Consider the following 17,618-nt stretch of genomic DNA (forward strand, 5'->3'; position numbering starts at 1 on the left):
CCGCGCTCTTTTTTTGTCTCCGGCGCTTTATCTATTGCGCGTAACGCGACCGACCTGCTCCATGTAGGAGCGGCCCTGGCCGCGATGAAGCGTTATCGATAAAACCCCATCGCGGCCAAGGCCGCTCCTACCGCTCAGCGCCTATCTGATCCCCCGCCACTACCTCAACGCACCACGCGCAACGGCGGCTTGCGACCACCTTTCCCACCCTTGCCGCCGCTGCCGCCGAACGGCGACTGACCGCGCCAGTAACGAATCATCAGCCAACCGAACAGCATGCCGCCCAGATGCGCGAAGTGCGCCACGCCCGGCTGCCAGCCGGTCGCGCCCAGAAACAGTTCGATCGCACCGAACACGATCACGAAGGTGCGCGCCTTCATCGGGATCGGCGGAAACAACAGCATCACCCGCTGGTTGGGGAACAACATGCCGTAGGCCAGCAACAGGCCGAACACCCCACCCGAGGCACCCACCACCGGCGAGCCACTCTGAGTGAACCAGGCCATCAGCAGCTGGCACACGCCGGCACCGGCCACACATACCAGGTAATAGGTCAGAAAGCGCTTCTGGCCCCAGGTCTGTTCCAACGCCGCGCCGAACATGAAAAGCGCCAGCATGTTGAAGAACAGATGGTTGAAACCGCCATGCAGGAACGCATAGGTCAGCAACTGCCACGGCATGAAGCTGGCGCCTGGCGAGAACGCATCGAAGCCGTTGGAAATCGGCCACAACATCAGCGACGACAGCGCCGCATCGGAGGGCAACACGCCGGCGCCCAGGTCGCCCAATGCCCACTGCAACAGGAACAAGCCGATATTGGCGATCAATAACGCTTTGGTGACGGGCGGCAGTTGTGGCATGGCGGCATCCTTCGGAATGCCAACCATCATAACGGCAGGCTTATGAAGGCCCCCACACAGCCGCATCCAGGGTTTGCGCGGCACTGGCACGGCGCACCCGCCCCTGCTCCACCGCAACGCCTTCGGCACGCAGGCGCCGACATTGCTCGCGGTAGCCGGACGAGCCTTCCGGCAACGCGACCCGGCCATCGCTGCGCAGCACACGATGCCAGGGCAGCTGCGGATCGTCGTTGCCGCTGAGTACGCGCGCCACCAGCCGCGCCCGACCGGGAAGGCCGGCACGCAGCGCGACTTCGCCGTAACCGGCAATCTGGCCGGAAGGAATCGCACGGATCACTTCAAAAATGCGCAGTCGTGCCTGCTCGCTGGAGAGCGCCGCACCATTGGACGCGGAACGCGCAGCTGGCTTGGCAAACGGACGAGGACTGGCTTGGCGAGGCTTGGACATCACGCAAGGATGCCACTTTAAGGATCCAGAGCCCCTCTCCCGCCGGGAGAGGGGTTGGGGTGAGGGTACGGGCGCAGCCACGCACGGCTGAACAAGCAAAGCAGTCAAACGCTACGCAACGCCGAAAGAGGTACTGCCGACATTGAACACCAGCTCCAGGTTAATCGATGCATCGCTTGTACCGACCCTCACCCCAAGCCCTCTCCCGGGGGAGAGGGGCTTTGAGTTGCTGCTCTCGTCCGCGCAGCTACGACAGCCACAGCTGCCGCAACCACCACCTCAATGCATCAACACAATCTCTTCGGACGATGTCGGGTGAATCGCTACGGTTTCGTCAAAATCGCGCTTGGTCGCGCCCATCTTCACTGCTACCGCAAACCCCTGCAGCATTTCGTCCGCACTCTCGCCCAGCAGGTGCACACCGACAACGCGCTCTTCCTCGCCCACGCACACCAGTTTGAACAGGCTGCGCTGGGGAGAATCGGCCAGTGCATGCAGCATCGGGCGGAAGTTGCTGCGGTAGACGCGCACCGCACCGTGGTAACGCTCGCGCGCCTGCTCTTCGGTCAGTCCAACATGCCCGAGCGGCGGATGCGAGAACACCACGCTCGGCACGCCTTCGTAATCCATGCGCGCATCCGGCTGATTGCCGAACAAGCGATCCATCAGCTTGCGACCGGCCGTGATCGCCACCGGCGTCAGCCCAACCTTGCCGCCGACATCGCCGATTGCATGAATATTCGGCACGCTGGTGGTCTGACCCTCGTCCACCACGATTTCGCCTTTCTCGCCCAGCGCGATACCAACCGCCTCCAGACCCAGCCCTGCAGTATTGGCGCGTCGACCCACGGCAAAAAACACCTTGTCGAAGACATCATTGCCCTGCTCGCTCGTATGCGCCGGGTGCCCATGCACACGCAGCCCACCGTCGGCATCGCGCTCCAGGCCGGTGGTACAAAATCCAAAATGCAGGCGCACGCCGAGATGGCGCAGGTTGTCGGCCAGCTGCAGGGTCAGTTCGGCATCGAAACGCTCCAGCAGCCGCTCGCCCTGCACGAACAGATGCACACGGCTACCCAGCGCCTGCAGCAAGCCGGCGATTTCCACCGCGATATAGCCGCCACCGACAATCGCCACCTGTGCGGGCGCGTGACAGAGATTGAAGAAATCGTCGGACACTTCGCCGTGCTCGGCACCATCCACGTCCGGGCGCAGTGGATGCGCACCGGTGGCGATCACGATGTGCTCGGCGGTCACCGGCACGCCGTCGCTGCCCATGAGGGTGTGCCGGTCCTGCAACACGCCGCGTTGCGGAATCATGACCACGCCATCCTCATCGAGCCGGCGCCGATAACTGGCATGGATGTTGGCGATGTAGCCCTGCCGATGCGTGACCAGTTCCTGCCACGCCAATGTCGGCCGCGGCACATCGAAACCGAGCGCGCTGGCCAGTCCGATTTTTCCAGCCAGATCGGCTGCCAACCACATCGCCTTCTTCGGCACGCAGCCCAAATTGACGCAGGTGCCACCCAACTCGTTCGGCTCCATGATCGCCACGCGGGCACCGTGTTTTGCCGCGCGAAATGCCGCCGCCAATCCACCGGAACCGCCGCCCAGGATCACCACATCGTAGTCGTAACGGGCACTCATGCGAATCGCTCCGCGCGGTAAGCAGGCAGGTCCAGCGCAGGTGCGCGGCCCGTGATCAGATCGGCCATCAGTTGTTCGATTGCAGTGCTCATGCTGATGGCGAGCATGCCATGCCCTGCCGCGAGCCAGACGTGAGGACGGACGGCAGATCGCGCATGGTTTGTCTATCGGCTGCAATCGGGCGCGATCCAGTCGTCATGGCAGCGACGAGCAATGCGTCATGATCCTGCCCACCACTGCGTGCTGGCCTGCGTGCCTGGCCTGGCAACTGCGCACAGTGCAATGCCGCGCAACCCGCAGCAATACGCGTGCTACGACACGTGTCACTCCAGGCGCGCGCTGCCATGTCGCATCGGCGGCACGCGCAGATAGGTCACGCTACGCCACAGCCACTCCGTCGGCCCGAAGCGGAACCAGCGCAGCCACAGCTGACTCAGCACCACCTGCAGCGCGAACAACCCCAGCGCAAACGGCAGCTGCCACATGCGCGGCAACTGCTCGAAATAACCAAGCCCGTAACCGTAGAACACCCACGTGCACAGCAACGACTGCAGCAGGTAGTTGGTCAATGCCATGCGCCCGGCCGGTGCGAGCCACGCCAGGCGCGGTGCAAGCCGCACCACCCATGCTGCGTAACCCAGGCTCATCAACGGCCCGGCGATCAACGACAACGCGAAGGCGCCCGACACACGCAAGTCCAGACGCGCCGGATCCATCCACGGCTCCAACGCATAACTCACCAGCATCACGCCCAGCCCGAGCGGCAACACGCCATAACGCAACGTGCGAAACAGACGCGGAAAGCGCTCGGGTGCGGCAATCGCGCCGCTGCGCACAAACCAGCTGCCCAACAGAAACATGCCAAGCATCGCCGGGCCATTGATGCTCAGCCCGCTCATCGCCTCCTGCAGGTCATGCCAGCGCTGCAGCGTCGCTTGCAGGTACGTGCCGCTGCCGTACGCGGCGCGCTGCGCCTGTACGTTCGCCACCGCCTGCTGCGCCGCATCGGTCATCGCCGCGTTCCACTCCACCGCAGCTGCCGGATCGGCCTGCGTCAACGTCCCTGCCGCGCCGTACAGCAGCATCAAGCCAGGCGCGCAGCAGTACACCAGCGCCGCAACCCACGGCAGCGTCACCGTCGGCACCGAGCGGGTGGCCAGCAACAGCAACGCCAGCAAGGCGTAGGTCACCAGAATATCGCCGGACCACAACAGCAATGCATGGGCCAGCCCGATCGCCAGCAACCCAAGGGTCCGCCGTAGATACATGCCGAAAAACCCGCGCCCGGCCTGCTCGGCGCGCTGCGCCATCACCGCAAAGCCCATGCCGAACAATAACGCGAACAAGGTGTAGAACTTGCCCTGCACGAAGAGGTAGACCAGCGCATCGGCAACACGATCGATGCCATGCCAGTGCGGATCCACTCCGGTGAGCGCCAGATCGAGCGGGCCGACGAAGGCTTCGATATTCATCAGCAGGATGCCCAGCAGCGCAAAGCCGCGCAGCACATCCAGCACGACGATGCGCTCGGTTGCGGCAATGGGCTGCAGAAAATCGCGTGGTGTCATCAAGGCTCGGAGCGTGGTGTGCACGACAAAATGCAAACAGCCCGCCGAGATGGCGGGCCGTTTAACCTACAGCGGTCACTCGGAGTGGCTGGCAACACGTCGCAAGCCCTCGTTGGCTGGAAGCGGATACGGTCCAGAAACCGGCATGTCTGAGTGGCACATGCCAAGTCCAGACACCGGCCACGCCCGCCCGAGGGCAGCGCGACCGTGTCAATCACCGCTCTCAGTGGTGATGGCCGCCTTCGCCATGCACATGTCCGTGGTCGCGCTCTTCCTGGGTGGCTTCACGCACGTCGATGATTTCCACATCGAAGTGCAGATCCTTGCCGGCCATCGGGTGGTTGAGATCCACATCGACCACGCTCATGCCGACCTTCTGCACCGTCACTGCGCGCGGGCCGAAGTTGGTCTGCAACATCACCTGGGTACCCGGTGCCAGCTTGGTGGCGCCGAAGTGCTTCTTGGGCACGCGCTGGCTCAGGCCTTCGCGGTATTCGCCGTAGGCCTCGGTGGCCTTGACGTCCACGCCGAAGCTCTCGCCGGCCTCTTTGTCCATCATGGCCGCTTCCAGGCCCGGAATGATGTTGCCGTGGCCGATCATGATCGCCAACGGGTCACGTTCCTTGGAGCTCTCGATCGGCTCCTGGCCGATCTCCGAAACGGTGTAGTGGAAGCGGACGACGCTGTCTTTTTCGATCTTCATGCCTGGCTCTGAATGGGCTGCCCGGTGGCAGACGGTGGAGGACGGCTTGTCGGCCGCCGGGTGCGCCGCCATCATGGCGACCTTTCGAACCGACCATTATCCCGGCTCCATGCCTATCACGCCAGTTTTCGCCGCTCACACCCGTCGTGTCGTGGCCAGTGTATTGCTGGGCCTGCTCGTGCTGTTGGGCGGTTGCGCACAGACCCCGGTGCGTCGCCCGGCTGCCGCCCCAGCGCCGACTGCGCGCGTCTGGCCGCAGGTACCGCCGGCAGACCCGGCCGCCGCCAACAACATCCTGATGCGCGCCTTGGGCCTGGTCGGCACGCCCTACCTGTTTGGCGGCAACACGCCGGAAACCGGTTTCGACTGCAGCGGCCTGGTCGCCTATGTCTACAAGGATGTATTGGCGTTGGCGCTGCCACGCACCTCGCGCGAGCTGGCCGCCATCCAGGGACCCAGAATTTCGCCCGAAAAGTTGGCGACCGGCGATCTGGTGTTTTTCGGCTCCAGCGGCAACGTCAGCCATGTCGGCATTTATGTCGGTGAAGGCCGCTTTGTGCATGCCCCCAGCACCGGCGGTACAGTCCGCTTGGATTTCCTGGACGGAGCCTACTGGCGCGACCATTATTCAGGTTCAAAGCGTGTTTTACATTGAAACGTGATGTACATCACAAGTCACAGAACGGAAATTTAACCTTTTTTGAACGTAACGATTCTTTCACCAAGGCATCATCGCGCATCGACAGCAGAAATGTGATTCCCGCGTGACGAACGACGAACAGATCAATCCTGGCGCCGCACCGCTTCCGCCCCGGAAACCGCTCCGCCTGCTGTGCGCCACCGCTCTTTGGCTCGCAGCCCTTCCCGCTCTGGCACAGACCGCCAACACTCCCTCATCCGTTCCGCAGACGACCACGCCAGACAGCGCCGTCGCCGCCGAGAAAGCCGCAACCCGCAGCCGCGCCGACGCCGCTGCCACCGCAACCCTGGCCGCCCTGCTTCCGCATCTGGCCGCCAATGACGCCATTCCGCTGATGGACCGTTCGGCGATGTTCGCCGGCGACCTCAGCCGCCTGTTGGCCAATTACGACGTTTCGCAGAGCGCGGCCAACGCCGCCCAGAACGCCGTGGCCGACAGCCGTGTCCAAGTGATCCTGCAACGCGCCATGGCCCTGCTCGGCACCCCGTACGTCTGGGGCGGCGAGTCCACCGAAGGCTTCGATTGCAGCGGCCTGGTCGGCTATGTGTTCAAGACCGCCCTGGGCATCGACCTGCCGCGCGTATCGCGCGACATCGCCCGCGACGAATCGGCCGAACTGATCAAGGACCCCTCCGCGCTCAAGGCGGGCGATCTGGTGTTCTTCGGCCGGCGTGGCCGCATCGACCATGTGGGCCTGGTGGTCGGCGACGGCAAGTTCCTGCATGCGCCCAGCCGCGGCAAGGACGTGCGCGTGGATTCGCTGGCCAGCGGTTACTGGAGCGAGAAGTTCATCCAGGCGCGTCGGGTGCTGTGATTCCCGCCTGATCCACTGCATGACAGACGAAGGCCGCGGCGATCCCGCGGCCTTTTTCGTGTCAGTGGTTTTTTAGGTTCGTGCTTCAACCGCACTCAACCAATAGACCGCAACACCGCGCAAGCACGTGGATCCTGCGCGGGTCACCGGGTGCGCAGCCACTCGATCAGTGCGCAGCATCCGCCTTGTAATGCGACATGGTGTCCTCGATGCCCTTGCTCAGTTCCATTACCTTGAGCGCATATTCGGCCAGGCGCTGATCCTCAGGCGTGTCCGGCTGCCACGAGGGCACTGCCACCGGTGTGATCCCGTCCGGATCCATCGCCACGAACACGATGATGCAGTGCGTGCACAGCCGCGAGTCGCCGCCCATGGGGCTGCGCGCACGCACATCGATGGCGAAATGCATGCTGGTGCGCCCGGTGTAGACCAGCTTGGCCGACACCGCGACCAGATCCCCGATCCGCACCGGCGCCACGAAGCGAATGCCACCCACCGCCACGGTGACGCAGTAATGCCCGCTCCAGCCACTCGCGGCGGCAAAGCCCACCTGGTCGATCCACTTCATCACCACGCCGCCATGCACCTTGCCGCCAAAGTTGACGTCGCTGGGTTCGGCCAGAAAACGAAATGTCAGATCACGCTGTTCGCCAATCACCGCCCGCCCTCGTCAATGGATGAGCTGGCAGTGTGCCATGCAGGTGCGACATAAGCGCGCAGGGACATTCGGCGTTCCGGCGTGTATTCGATCAACTGCGTATCGCTTCAATGTTGTCCTGCTTGCGCAAACACAACCAAGGGAAATGCAGCTGTTTCAACTTGAACATCCGCCGCAGGCGCGCACTCGGCCGTCGCGGGTCGAATAGCAATTGCACAGCAAACCGATCGAACGTGGCGTAAGTGTGTTGATGGTAGTGCTCGGCCAGTGCGGGCACACCCAGCTCGGTGAAGTAGTGCAGGCTGCGCGCGGCGCTTTCGCTGGCGCGTTGCGGGTCTGCGTACAGCGGGCTGTCGAGGATGTGCAGTTCGCCGCCGTCGCGCAGCTGGGCGAGCAAACGGGTGACCAGCGCGGCGGGGTCGGCGAAATACTGGATGCAGGCCGGCAGCACGATGATGTCGAAGAGATCGCGCGGCAGTGCCAGGGTCTGGATGTCGGCGGCGATGAAACTCAGCCGCTGGTCGTGGCCGAATACGCGTGCGGCCTGGGTCAGTTCGGTGCGATTGACGTCGATACCGCAGACGTCGCGTTGCAGCGATTGCGCCAGCAACTGCGACAGCCAGCCGTTGCCGCAACCCAGTTCGAGAATGGCGCCCTCGCCTGCACGCACCTGTAGATGCTGCACCAGCAACGCGCTGGACAGCGCGCGCACCCGCCATTCCAGCGTCGTGCCGAGCTTGCCGCTGGGCCTTGGCAGGCTGCGCACCTGCGCATCGGTGTAGAGCCGGCCCTCCTTGCGCCGAATCTCCAGATACTGCTGCTCAAACGGATCATCGGCCAACGAGCGCTGCACGAACACGCCGTCGATGTTCTCCAGCTCGGACAACTGCTGCAGCCGATCGCGCAGCGCGGGAAATCCAACACTCATCGGTCGGTCGCGGTCAGCGCTGCGAGCTGGCGCGATCGGTCAGCGGATCTTCCAGGCCCACATTGGTAGACGCCGACTCGTAGACCGCCTTGTCCAACAAACCGGTTTCCTTGGCCACCAGCACCGGCACCAGCATCTGCCCGGTCACGTTGGTCATGGTGCGCATCATGTCGAGGATGCGGTCGATCGCATACAGATAGCCGATGACTTCCAGCGGCAGGTTGGCCGCACTGAGCACCACCGTGGCCATGATCACCGCAGTGCCCGGCACGCCGGCCGTGCCGAAGCTGCCGAGCACCGAGGCGATCAACACCACGAAGTATTGATTGGCGGTCAGTGGCACGCCGGTGTATTGCGCAATGAACACCGCGCACAAGGCCGGAAAAATCGCGCCGCAGCCATCCATTTTGATGCTGGCACCCAGCGGCACCGCGAATGCGGCGTAATCCTTGCTGACGCCCAGGTTATGCGTGATCGAGCGCATCGCCACCGGCATCGCGGCAAAGCTGGACGAGCTGACGAATGCCACCTGCATACCCGGCGCCGCACCACGGAAGAACTTCCACGGATTCAATCCATGCAACAACAACAAGCTGCTGTAGACCACCACGATGTGGATCGCGCAGGCCACGTACAGCGCCAGTACGAAATTGCCGAACGGCAACAGCTTCGCAAAGCCGTAGCTGCCCACCAGACTGGCGATCAGGCCGAAGGTGCCGAGCGGGGTCATCTCCAGCACGAAGCGGGTGACCTGGATCATGATGTCGCTCAGTTGCGCGGTGAGCTTGCGCGCCTCGGCCACGCGCTCGCCGAGCTTGACCATCGCAAAGCCCAGCAGCGCGGCGAAGAAGATCACCGGCAGGATCGAACCACGCCCGGCCGCCAGCACCGTCTCGCCGGCCGCGTTGGTCTTGGTGCCGATGCCGGTCAGTGCGTAGAACGGGTTGGAGGGCACCACGTCCAGCAGCACCTTGATCGGGCTGGGCACATCGCGCGGCTTCCAGGCCGAGTCCACGCTCAGGCTGAAATGGCCGGCGCCGGGCTGCATGAGCGTGCCCACTGCCAGACCCACGCCCACCGCCAGCGCGGCGGTGATGACAAACCACAAAAACGTGCGCCCACCGAGCGCGGCGACGGATTTTTGCCCGTGCAGCGAGGAGATCGCATTGATCACCGCAAAGAACACCAGCGGGATCGCGATCATCTTGATCAGGGTGACGTACAGATCGCCGAGCGGGCCGAACCACACATCGGCGGCCGGGCCCATGGCAGCGCCGGCGATTGCGCCGAGCACGAAGCCGGCCACCACGCGTTGCCAGAACGGAATGCGCAACCAGGCCGAGACCAATGTCATGCGTCGAATCATCCGGGGGGAGAGTGCATGCACCATAGCCCAGGCCCGCGCCGCCCGCGAGGCCACGACTGGAACAGCGGCGTGTCATCTGTGTGACACCAGGCATCCCGGCATAATGCGCGCTGATTCAGTCACGAGTTCGATGCCGATGCGTTACCGCCTGCCTGCCCTCGCCGCCCTGACCACCGTGTGTGTCGCCGCCTGCGCGTCCAGCGCCGGCACTAGCGCATCTGCGCCCGCCGCCGTGCGCGTGGAGGTGCCGCAGGTGACGCATCCCGCCGGCGAGACGCCGCAATGGTGGTACCGCTCGGGCGCCGCGCGCGCAGCCGGCAACGGCGCGATGGCCGGGCGCGCGCGCAACGTGATCCTGTTCCTGGGCGACGGCATGAGCCTGACCACGGTCGCGGCAGCACGCATTCTGGATGGCCAGCGCAAGGGCGGGCCGGGTGAGGAGAACCTGCTGTCGTGGGAGCAGTTCCCGGCCACCGCCTTCAGCAAGACCTACAACACCGATTCGCAGACGCCGGATTCGGCCGGCACCATGACCGCGATCACCACCGGGGTGAAAACGCATATGGGTGCGATCGGCGTCAGCAGCGGCAACCGCAGCGACTGCGGCGACAGCCTGGGCAAGGGCTTGTTGAGCTGGCTGCAGCTGGCCGACAGCGCCGGCATGGCCACCGGCATCGTCACCACCACCCGCCTCACCCACGCCACCCCGGCGGCGACCTATGCGCATTCGCCAGACCGCAACTGGGAAAACGATACCGACCTGCCCGAGTCCGCCCGCACTGCCGGCTGCCAGGACATCGCCCAGCAACTACTGTCCAGCGCGCGCTTCGGGCGTGGCCCGCAGGTAGTGCTGGGCGGCGGACGCAGCCAGTTCCAGACCGTGCAGGAGCGCGATCCGGAATACGACGACAAGGTCGGCCTGCGCCTGGACGGCCGCGATCTGGTCGCCGAGTGGAAGCAGACGCACCCGCAGGGCGCCTATGTATGGAACGAACAGCAATTGAAGGCAGCCGCCGGCGCACCCGCGCTGCTGGGCCTGTTCGAGCCGGATCACATGCAGTTCGACCACGACCGCAATCGCACCCCGCAAGGCGAGCCCAGCCTGACCGAGATGACACGCACCGCGATCCAGTCGCTGTCGCGCGACCCGAATGGTTTCGTGCTGATGGTCGAAGGCGGCCGCATCGATCACGCCAACCACGCCGGCAATGCCTACCGCGCGCTCGACGAAACCGTGTCGCTGTCCGATGCAGTACGCACTGCCGTACAGACCGCGCCGCCGGACACGCTGATCATCGTCACCGCCGACCATTCGCATACGCTCAACTTCGTCGGCTACCCGGTGCGCGGCAATCCGATCCTGGGCAAGGTGCGCGGTACCGGCGGCGAAGAAGGCGACCGCACCCAGCTGGCCACCGACCTGGCCGGCCAGCCCTACACCACGCTGAGCTACGCCAACGGCCCCGGCCATACCGGCGCGACCAACGCACAGCCGGCCGGGCCGAAGAAGTATCCGCACGAACCCAGCAGCAGCGAGCCTGCTTCCGGACGCCCGGATCTGACCCACGTCGACACCGAAGCCCCCAGCTACATGCAGGAATCGCTGGTGCCGACCAAATCCGAAAGCCATGGCGGCGAAGACGTCGGCATCTGGGCCACCGGCCCGGGCAGTGCGGCGTTTCGCGGCACGCTGGAAGAGAACGTGATCTACCACGTCATCGTGCAGGCCACCCCGCGCCTGCGCGAGCGCCTGTGCAAGGCGGGCACCTGCGACAGCGCCGGCGTGCCGGTGGAGTTGCCGGCATCGGCCGCGTTCGAGACTGCGACCAAGCGTTGATGTGCAGCGCTGCGCCGTTGCGATTGGCAGGCGGTGGCAATCCGCTACCGGTCGCACCATGCCGCAGCGCTGTCTTGATCGGCATGCACAGATGACTGCCCTGGCGCTCCCTGCGACGCCGCCGGGCCCGGTCCTTGTCGCCTACAGCGGCGGCATGGATTCGAGCGTGTTGCTGCAGCTGCTGGCAGCCGCGCCGCGCTATCGCGACATCGGCGTGCGCGCGGTGCACGTGCATCACGGCTTGCACGCCGATGCCGATGCATGGGCTGCGCATTGCCAGCGCCAATGCGATGCATTGCAGATTCCCTTGCAAATCGCGCGCGTGCAGGTTGCGCGCGACAGCGGCCTGGGTCTGGAAGCGGCCGCACGCCATGCACGCCACGCCGCGTTTGCCGAAACACTCACGCCCGGCGAATGGCTAGCGCTGGCGCACCATCGCGACGACCAGGCCGAAACCTTCCTGCTGCGGGCCCTGCGCGCTTCCGGCCCGGACGGCTTGGCTGCCATGCGCGCGCAGCGTCCATTCGCGAGCGGCATGCTGTGGCGTCCATTGCTGCACCATGCACGCGCCGACGTACTGGCCTATGCGCAGGCACATGGGCTGGAATGGATCGAAGACCCCAGCAATGCCGACACACGGTACGACCGCAACTTCCTGCGCACCCAGCTCATGCCTCTGCTGCAGCAACGCTGGCCACAGGCCGCCGAGGCGTTGGCGCGCAGTGCGCACCTGAGTGCCGATGCCAGCGTGTTGCTGCTGCAAGAGGACACCGCGCTGCTGCCCGGCATGCTGACTGCCACTGGCGCGCTGGATCTGCAGCGGTTGCGTGCGCAGCCGGCGACGCGTCGGCCGCGCCTGCTGCGCGCCTGGGTGAGTGCGGCACACGCCCCGCCGCTGCCCGCACATGGCATCACCGCGCTGGAACAGGAAATCGACAACCACGCACCGGACCGGCAAGCGCGCTTTGCCTGGCAACAGGTCGAAGTGCGTCGCTGGCGCCAGTGTCTGTATTTACTTCGCCCACTCGCAGAATGGCCGCCGCAGTGGCAGACGCACTGGGATGGCCAGGCGCCTCTGCAGCTGCCCGATGGCGCGCAGTTGCAGTTACACGGCGCCCCCGGCCTGCGCTTCGCGCAACCGCTGCTGGTGCGCGCACGCCATAGTGGCGAGCGCATCGTGTTGCCGCAACGTGCGCACTCGCATCGCCTCAAGCACCTGCTGCAGGAACTGGATCTACCGCCCTGGGAACGCGAACGCCTGCCGATCCTGTGGGACGGCGACCAGGTACTCGCAGCCGGCGATCGCATCATCTCGGCCGCATTGAACGACTGGCTGCAGGCCAATAACGCAGCGTTGCGATGGCACAGCAACACAGCTGCGAATTGACCCGCCTGCGCGCGCGCCGCACACTTTACCGATGGCCAAGAAGTCCTTGAACGAAACATCCACGGTTGCCCGCTTCGAACAGTCGCTGGAAGAACTCGAGCAACTGGTGCAGAAGATGGAAGTCGGCGACCAGAGCCTGGAGCAATCGCTCATGGCCTATGAGCGCGGCATCGGCTTGTACCGCGATTGCCAGCAGGCACTGGAACACGCCGAACTGCGCGTCCGCATGCTGACCGACCCCGCCCGCCCCGATCTGGCCGAAACCTTCGAAGCGCCGTCGCCGGACGGCGGCTGAGGTGAGTTCGGCGTTGTTCGATCACTGGATCGCCCGTACCGAACGCAGCCTGGAGGCATGCCTGCCAAGCCAAGCGCTTGCCCCGCAGCGCCTGCACGCCGCCATGCGGCATGCGGTACTGGGCGGCGGCAAGCGCATGCGTCCCTTGTTGGTGTATGCGACCGGCGCGCTGTTCGGCGCCGACGAAGACAGCCTGGACACCCCTGCCGTGGCGGTGGAGCTGATCCATGCCTATTCGCTGGTGCACGACGATCTGCCGGCGATGGACGACGACGCGCTGCGCCGCGGCCAGCCCACCGTACATATCGCCTTCGATGAAGCCACGGCGATTCTGGCCGGCGATGCGCTGCAGACGCGCGCGTTCGAACTATTGGCTGCGGCATCGGTGAGTGCCGACCTGCGGGTCGGCTGGCTGCAGAGCCTGGCCAGCGCTGCAGGCGCTGCCGGCATGTGCGGAGGCCAGGCACTGGATATCGATGCCACCGGCCAGCTGCAATCGCTGAGCGACCTGGAACGCATGCACGCACTCAAGACCGGCGCGCTGATCCGCGCGGCGGTGCGCATGGGCGCGTTGACCGGTCGCGCCGCGCATGCCGACCAGCAGCGCCTGGACGCCTTTGCCGATGCGCTGGGCCTGGCGTTCCAGGTGCGCGACGACATTCTGGACGTCGAATCGAGCTCGGCGCAGTTGGGCAAGACCGCCGGCAAGGACGCAGCGCAATCCAAGTCCACTTATCCGGCCCTGCTCGGGATGGAGGGCGCCAAGGCCAAGCTGGCAGAGCTGGCCACGCGCATGCACGACATCCTGCAGCCCTACGGCCAGCCCGGCGAAACGCTGGCGGCACTGGGCCGGTTTGCGGTGGACCGCGCGCACTAGCGCGACGCCCAGAACGACCACCCAGCTATACAACCGGCCCACCCAATCAAACGAGGACGTCGCTGCGTGGTCGCTCCCCAGCGGCAGCGATGCATGCATCTATCCCACGATTGAGCCGCCTTCTGCGCACACCGTGCGCCAGCGCACGGTGGAGGCGTGGAGCGCCCTCGAATAACCGGGGTTCTGCGTCACAAAACGTAAACTCTCTTTCCATAGATTTTGACAAGGGAATTTATGCGGTGCGCGTTAAAAATGTGGATGGACGCACAACTTTGAGCCAAATTGTCGCCATCGCTGTCCATATTTGCCATTCCAGCGCCATCAGCAGGCCAAAAACAGCACTAATCGATTGTCTTGTCGTGCCCGCTCGCCCTGCCTAGGTTGGTCTGCCCGCGTTCAGCGGACATCCCCCGATCACATGGAGAGTTGCTGGTGAAGAATGTTTTTCTCGCATCGTTTGCAGCAGGTACGTTGGCCGTTGTTGGCGTGCTCGGATCGGCGCAGGCGCAGTCCGTGCGCGGCCCGGTTCCGTTGACCATCGAACTGGCGCCGGTCGCCGATCAGGCTGGGCGGCACCAAGGCAAGATCGCCGTCACCGTTACCAACAACGGCAGCCAGATCGCGCGCGTGCCGACCTACCAACTGCCGCTGAAGTCACTGGATAACGGCATTCTGGACGTCAGCCGCGATGGTACGCCGGTGAACTACACCGGGCGCCTGTGGTCAAGCGCGGCCTGCCCAAGGCGGCCGACTTCACCATCCTCAAGCCCGGCCAGAGCGTGCAGGGCGAGGTCGATCTGGCGGGCGCCTACGATCTGTCCACCAGCGGCAACTACACCATCCAGGTCCGTTCGTCGCTGCAATACGCCTCACTGTCCGACGGCAGCCTGATGAAAGCGGCCAACGGCGAGCCGGCCGTGGCCACCAGCACCCCGCTCACCGTCTGGCTGGACGGCGCACGGCGTGGCGTACAGCGCCAGCTCGCAGTCGGCCCGACCGCCGTGGTCAACGGCATCAACTACCTCAACTGCAGCACCACCCGCACCAACCAGGCCGCCAGTGCCGTCACTGCCGCGCGTAATTACTCGCAGAACGCGCGCACCTACCTCAACGGCGGCAGCACCGGCGCGCGCTACACCACCTGGTTCGGCGCCTACAACGCCTCACGCTATAGCCGGGTCAGCTCCAACTTCGTCAACATCGACAACGCGCTGGACCAGAACAACGGCCAGCTGACGATCAACTGCAGCTGCGAAGCGGATCTGGCGGACGCTTTCGCCTACGTCTATCCGAACCAGCCGTACGAGATCCATGTCTGCAACGCGTTCTGGAGTGCGTCGACAACCGGTACCGACTCCAAGGCCGGCACGCTGGTGCACGAGACCAGCCACTTCACCGTGGTGGCCGGCACCCAGGACCGCGTTTACGGCCAGTCCGGCGCGCGTAGCCTGGCGATCAGCAACCCGGCCCAGGCGATCACCAATGCCGACAGCCACGAGTACTTCGCCGAGAACACCCCGGCGCAGAACTGATCCAGCAGTCCGTCTGAAACGCCAAAGGCCCGGCATCGCTGCCGGGCCTTTGTCTTTCGCATTGCGACCGGTTACTTGATCAGGCGCAGCGTGAACGGATACCGGTAATGCTCGCCGTTATTGGCCTTGACCGCAGCCAGGATGCACAGCACCAGGTTGGCGATCCACACCAGCGTCGGCACGAAGAACAGGATGCCGAACGACACGATGGTCAGGATCACCGCAGCCACATAGGCAATGATCACGGTAATCTGGAAGTTCAACGCTTCCTTGGCCTGATCGGTGGCGAACGGCTTGGACGGGCTGGCGTCCTTGCTGATCAGCCAGATCACCAACGCGCCGATGAAGGAGGTCAGGATGCCGAGCAGATGCGCGGCAAGCGCCAGGGTGCGCTCCTCCGACGGCGAGCTGGTCCCGATCGGCGGTGGCGGCGGTGCAGCGTGTGACTCGAAGTCGCTCATTATGTCTCCCCATGCATGGTTGTGGTGCGGCGGACTATAGCAACCCGTCAGCCAGCCACCAGTGCGGGAAGACATGGTCTCGTTCGCGATGCTCCGCGGCAGTGGCCGGGAGCGGTGAGCCCAGTCGTTGCGATCGGCACGCTCAGCTGTCGCCCGCCACCGTCATGCGGTTGAGCAGCACCGCACCGATCTTGACGTGCGAACGCGGATCCACATCGTTGCCGACCGCCTCGATGCCGGCGAACATCTCGCGCAGGTTGCCGGCGATGGTCAGGCCGTCGACCGGATAGGCGATCACGCCGTTCTCGATCCAGAAACCACCGGCGCCGCGCGAGTAATCGCCGGTCACTGGATTGACGCCGTTGCCCATCAATTCTGTGACCAGCAGACCGCGCGACATGCCGGACATCATCGAGGCCAGATCGCCCGCATTCGCAGTGATCTGCAGGTTGTGCACGCCGCCGGCGTTGGCGGTGGTCTGCAGGCCCAGCTTGCGTGCCGAATAGCTGCCGAGCACATACCGCTGCAGCACGCCGTCGGTGATCAGCGCCGAACGTCGCGTCGCCACGCCCTCGCCGTCGAAGGCGGCCGAGCGCAGCCCGCGGCGCAGATGCGGCAGCTCCTCGATGTTGAACCAGTCCGGGAACAACTTGGTGCCGACACTGTCGAGCAGGAAGCTGGCACGCCGATACAGCGCGCCACCGGAGACCGCGCCGAGCAGATGGCCGACCAGCGAGCGCGCCACTTCCGGCGCAAACAGCACCGGCAGCTGGCCGGTGGGGAGCGAACGCGGTTGCAGTCGCGCCAGGGTGCGCTCGGCAGCGTGGCGGCCGATCGCCTCGGGCGCTTCCAGGTCTTCGCGCGCCAGCGCGCTGCTGTACCAGCCATCGCGCTGCATACCGTCGCCCTGCCCGGCGATCAGCGCGCAGCTGATCGAATGATGGGTGCCGCGCTCGCGGCCGATGAAGCCATGCGAGTTGGCATACACCGACAGGCTGAGCCCGGTGCTGGCCGAGGCGCCATCGGAATTGCTGATCCGCGTATCGGCATCGCGCCCGGCGGTTTCGCAGGCCAGCGCCAGATCCACTGCGGTGTCGGCGTCCAGCGCCCACGGATGCCAGCTGTCCAGTTCGGGGAACTCGCGCGCCATCAGTTCCGGATCGGCCAGGCCGGCGGCCACGTCGTCTTCGGTATAGCGGGCGATCGCGCAGGCCTGGGCCACGGTGGATTCCAGGCTGGAATCCTGCAGATCGGCGGTGCTGGCGCTGCCCTTGCGCTTGCCGAAGTAGACGGTGACCGCAATGCCGCGGTCGCGGGTGGATTCCACCGTTTCCACATCGCCCAGGCGCACGTTGACATCCAGGCCGCGCTCTTCGCTGCAGCTCACTTCGGCCTGGGTGGCGCCGGCCGTACGGGCGCGCTCAAGCAGGCGCTGCGAGATGTCGGTGAGCGCGTCCAGGCGCTGCAGGCTGTCGTCGTGGACACGTGTTTCGGAGGAGAGTGCGTTCAATGCTTTATCCTTAGGAACGCGGAT

16 protein-coding genes and 2 pseudogenes are annotated in these 17,618 nt (G+C 65.1%); 7 read left to right on the forward strand and 11 right to left on the reverse strand.

Annotated features, from left to right (window positions below):
• Positions 1-164: 164 nt before the first annotated feature.
• The 6 genes and pseudogenes from ABS769_RS04820 to ABS769_RS04845 all read right to left on the reverse strand — a co-directional run bounded on the left by ABS769_RS04820 (position 165) and on the right by ABS769_RS04845 (position 5,229).
• On the reverse strand, positions 165-860 hold the full coding sequence (locus tag ABS769_RS04820; RefSeq protein ID WP_317060536.1) for a rhomboid family intramembrane serine protease: 696 nt from the start codon (positions 858-860) through the stop codon (positions 165-167).
• A 40-nt stretch (positions 861-900) separates the two neighbouring features.
• The gene (locus ABS769_RS04825) at positions 901-1,308 is read right to left on the reverse strand and encodes an MGMT family protein (protein ID WP_317060538.1); all 408 of its coding nucleotides are present in this window, start codon (positions 1,306-1,308) and stop codon (positions 901-903) included.
• Positions 1,309-1,587: 279 nt separating this feature from the next.
• The gene (gorA, locus tag ABS769_RS04830; RefSeq protein WP_317060539.1) at positions 1,588-2,958 is read right to left on the reverse strand and encodes a glutathione-disulfide reductase; all 1,371 of its coding nucleotides are present in this window, start codon (positions 2,956-2,958) and stop codon (positions 1,588-1,590) included.
• Positions 2,955-3,095 (reverse strand): annotated as a pseudogene (locus tag ABS769_RS04835) (amino acid dehydrogenase); the annotation flags it as partial. The pseudogene ABS769_RS04835 and the gene gorA, both read right to left, overlap by 4 nt.
• A gap of 186 nt (positions 3,096-3,281) precedes the next feature.
• Positions 3,282-4,526 carry a DUF418 domain-containing protein gene (locus ABS769_RS04840; RefSeq protein ID WP_317060540.1) on the reverse strand — a complete coding sequence of 415 codons (1,245 nt, stop codon included), beginning with the start codon at positions 4,524-4,526 and terminating at the stop codon, positions 3,282-3,284.
• 223 nt (positions 4,527-4,749) lie between these two features.
• Positions 4,750-5,229, reverse strand: a complete 480-nt coding sequence (locus tag ABS769_RS04845; protein ID WP_006449968.1) for an FKBP-type peptidyl-prolyl cis-trans isomerase — start codon at positions 5,227-5,229, stop codon at positions 4,750-4,752.
• Here ABS769_RS04845 and ABS769_RS04850 point away from each other — a divergent pair.
• Complete coding sequence (locus ABS769_RS04850) at positions 5,228-5,884, forward strand: C40 family peptidase (protein ID WP_317060542.1); 657 nt, start codon at positions 5,228-5,230, stop codon at positions 5,882-5,884. The genes ABS769_RS04845 and ABS769_RS04850 overlap by 2 nt on opposite strands.
• A gap of 109 nt (positions 5,885-5,993) precedes the next feature.
• Positions 5,994-6,743: a C40 family peptidase gene (locus ABS769_RS04855; RefSeq protein ID WP_074057100.1), complete on the forward strand. Its 750-nt coding sequence runs from the start codon at positions 5,994-5,996 to the stop codon at positions 6,741-6,743.
• 166 nt (positions 6,744-6,909) lie between these two features.
• On the opposite strand, the gene ABS769_RS04860 is transcribed toward ABS769_RS04855, so the two are convergent.
• From ABS769_RS04860 to ABS769_RS04870, 3 genes are all read right to left on the reverse strand, one after another.
• The gene (locus ABS769_RS04860) at positions 6,910-7,401 is read right to left on the reverse strand and encodes an acyl-CoA thioesterase (RefSeq protein WP_006449965.1); all 492 of its coding nucleotides are present in this window, start codon (positions 7,399-7,401) and stop codon (positions 6,910-6,912) included.
• Positions 7,402-7,492: 91 nt separating this feature from the next.
• Complete coding sequence (locus ABS769_RS04865) at positions 7,493-8,329, reverse strand: class I SAM-dependent methyltransferase (RefSeq protein WP_317060543.1); 837 nt, start codon at positions 8,327-8,329, stop codon at positions 7,493-7,495.
• A 13-nt stretch (positions 8,330-8,342) separates the two neighbouring features.
• The gene (locus ABS769_RS04870) at positions 8,343-9,683 is read right to left on the reverse strand and encodes a dicarboxylate/amino acid:cation symporter (RefSeq protein ID WP_023903384.1); all 1,341 of its coding nucleotides are present in this window, start codon (positions 9,681-9,683) and stop codon (positions 8,343-8,345) included.
• Positions 9,684-9,825: 142 nt separating this feature from the next.
• Here ABS769_RS04870 and ABS769_RS04875 point away from each other — a divergent pair, with 142 nt between their 5' ends.
• From ABS769_RS04875 to ABS769_RS04895, 5 genes and pseudogenes are all read left to right on the forward strand, one after another.
• Positions 9,826-11,532, forward strand: a complete 1,707-nt coding sequence (locus ABS769_RS04875; protein ID WP_317060544.1) for an alkaline phosphatase — start codon at positions 9,826-9,828, stop codon at positions 11,530-11,532.
• A 91-nt stretch (positions 11,533-11,623) separates the two neighbouring features.
• Positions 11,624-12,919, forward strand: a complete 1,296-nt coding sequence (tilS, locus tag ABS769_RS04880) for a tRNA lysidine(34) synthetase TilS (RefSeq protein ID WP_317060545.1) — start codon at positions 11,624-11,626, stop codon at positions 12,917-12,919.
• Between the two features lie 31 nt (positions 12,920-12,950).
• Positions 12,951-13,214, forward strand: a complete 264-nt coding sequence (locus tag ABS769_RS04885) for an exodeoxyribonuclease VII small subunit (RefSeq protein ID WP_317060546.1) — start codon at positions 12,951-12,953, stop codon at positions 13,212-13,214.
• A 1-nt stretch (position 13,215) separates the two neighbouring features.
• Positions 13,216-14,091 (forward strand): polyprenyl synthetase family protein, encoded by an 876-nt coding sequence (locus ABS769_RS04890; RefSeq protein WP_317060547.1) that lies wholly within the window; start codon positions 13,216-13,218, stop codon positions 14,089-14,091.
• Positions 14,092-14,523: 432 nt separating this feature from the next.
• Positions 14,524-15,623, forward strand: a pseudogene (locus tag ABS769_RS04895) (M35 family metallo-endopeptidase).
• 71 nt (positions 15,624-15,694) lie between these two features.
• Here the strand turns inward: ABS769_RS04895 and ABS769_RS04900 are convergent.
• Both ABS769_RS04900 and pmbA read right to left on the reverse strand, forming a co-directional pair.
• Complete coding sequence (locus tag ABS769_RS04900; protein WP_317060548.1) at positions 15,695-16,159, reverse strand: DUF4870 domain-containing protein; 465 nt, start codon at positions 16,157-16,159, stop codon at positions 15,695-15,697.
• 67 nt (positions 16,160-16,226) lie between these two features.
• Positions 16,227-17,594 carry a metalloprotease PmbA gene (gene pmbA / locus ABS769_RS04905; protein ID WP_317060549.1) on the reverse strand — a complete coding sequence of 456 codons (1,368 nt, stop codon included), beginning with the start codon at positions 17,592-17,594 and terminating at the stop codon, positions 16,227-16,229.
• Between the last annotated feature and the right edge of the window lie 24 nt (positions 17,595-17,618).

This window comes from Xanthomonas hortorum (assembly GCF_040279205.1).
Classification (GTDB): Bacteria; Pseudomonadota; Gammaproteobacteria; order Xanthomonadales; family Xanthomonadaceae; genus Xanthomonas; species Xanthomonas hortorum_F.

What these genes read in the sequence shown, in the direction of transcription:
- ABS769_RS04875 (WP_317060544.1), top strand. Translation starts at nt 9,826, where the DNA reads ATGCCGATGCGTTACCGCCTGCCTGCCCTCGCCGCCCTGACCACCGTG.
- ABS769_RS04870 (WP_023903384.1), bottom strand. Translation starts at nt 9,683, where the DNA reads ATGACATTGGTCTCGGCCTGGTTGCGCATTCCGTTCTGGCAACGCGTG.
- ABS769_RS04820 (WP_317060536.1), bottom strand. Translation starts at nt 860, where the DNA reads ATGCCACAACTGCCGCCCGTCACCAAAGCGTTATTGATCGCCAATATC.
- ABS769_RS04840 (WP_317060540.1), bottom strand. Translation starts at nt 4,526, where the DNA reads ATGACACCACGCGATTTTCTGCAGCCCATTGCCGCAACCGAGCGCATC.
- ABS769_RS04865 (WP_317060543.1), bottom strand. Translation starts at nt 8,329, where the DNA reads ATGAGTGTTGGATTTCCCGCGCTGCGCGATCGGCTGCAGCAGTTGTCC.
- gorA (WP_317060539.1), bottom strand. Translation starts at nt 2,958, where the DNA reads ATGAGTGCCCGTTACGACTACGATGTGGTGATCCTGGGCGGCGGTTCC.
- ABS769_RS04900 (WP_317060548.1), bottom strand. Translation starts at nt 16,159, where the DNA reads ATGTCTTCCCGCACTGGTGGCTGGCTGACGGGTTGCTATAGTCCGCCG.
- ABS769_RS04850 (WP_317060542.1), top strand. Translation starts at nt 5,228, where the DNA reads ATGCCTGGCTCTGAATGGGCTGCCCGGTGGCAGACGGTGGAGGACGGC.
- ABS769_RS04845 (WP_006449968.1), bottom strand. Translation starts at nt 5,229, where the DNA reads ATGAAGATCGAAAAAGACAGCGTCGTCCGCTTCCACTACACCGTTTCG.
- ABS769_RS04825 (WP_317060538.1), bottom strand. Translation starts at nt 1,308, where the DNA reads ATGTCCAAGCCTCGCCAAGCCAGTCCTCGTCCGTTTGCCAAGCCAGCT.
- tilS (WP_317060545.1), top strand. Translation starts at nt 11,624, where the DNA reads ATGACTGCCCTGGCGCTCCCTGCGACGCCGCCGGGCCCGGTCCTTGTC.
- ABS769_RS04885 (WP_317060546.1), top strand. Translation starts at nt 12,951, where the DNA reads ATGGCCAAGAAGTCCTTGAACGAAACATCCACGGTTGCCCGCTTCGAA.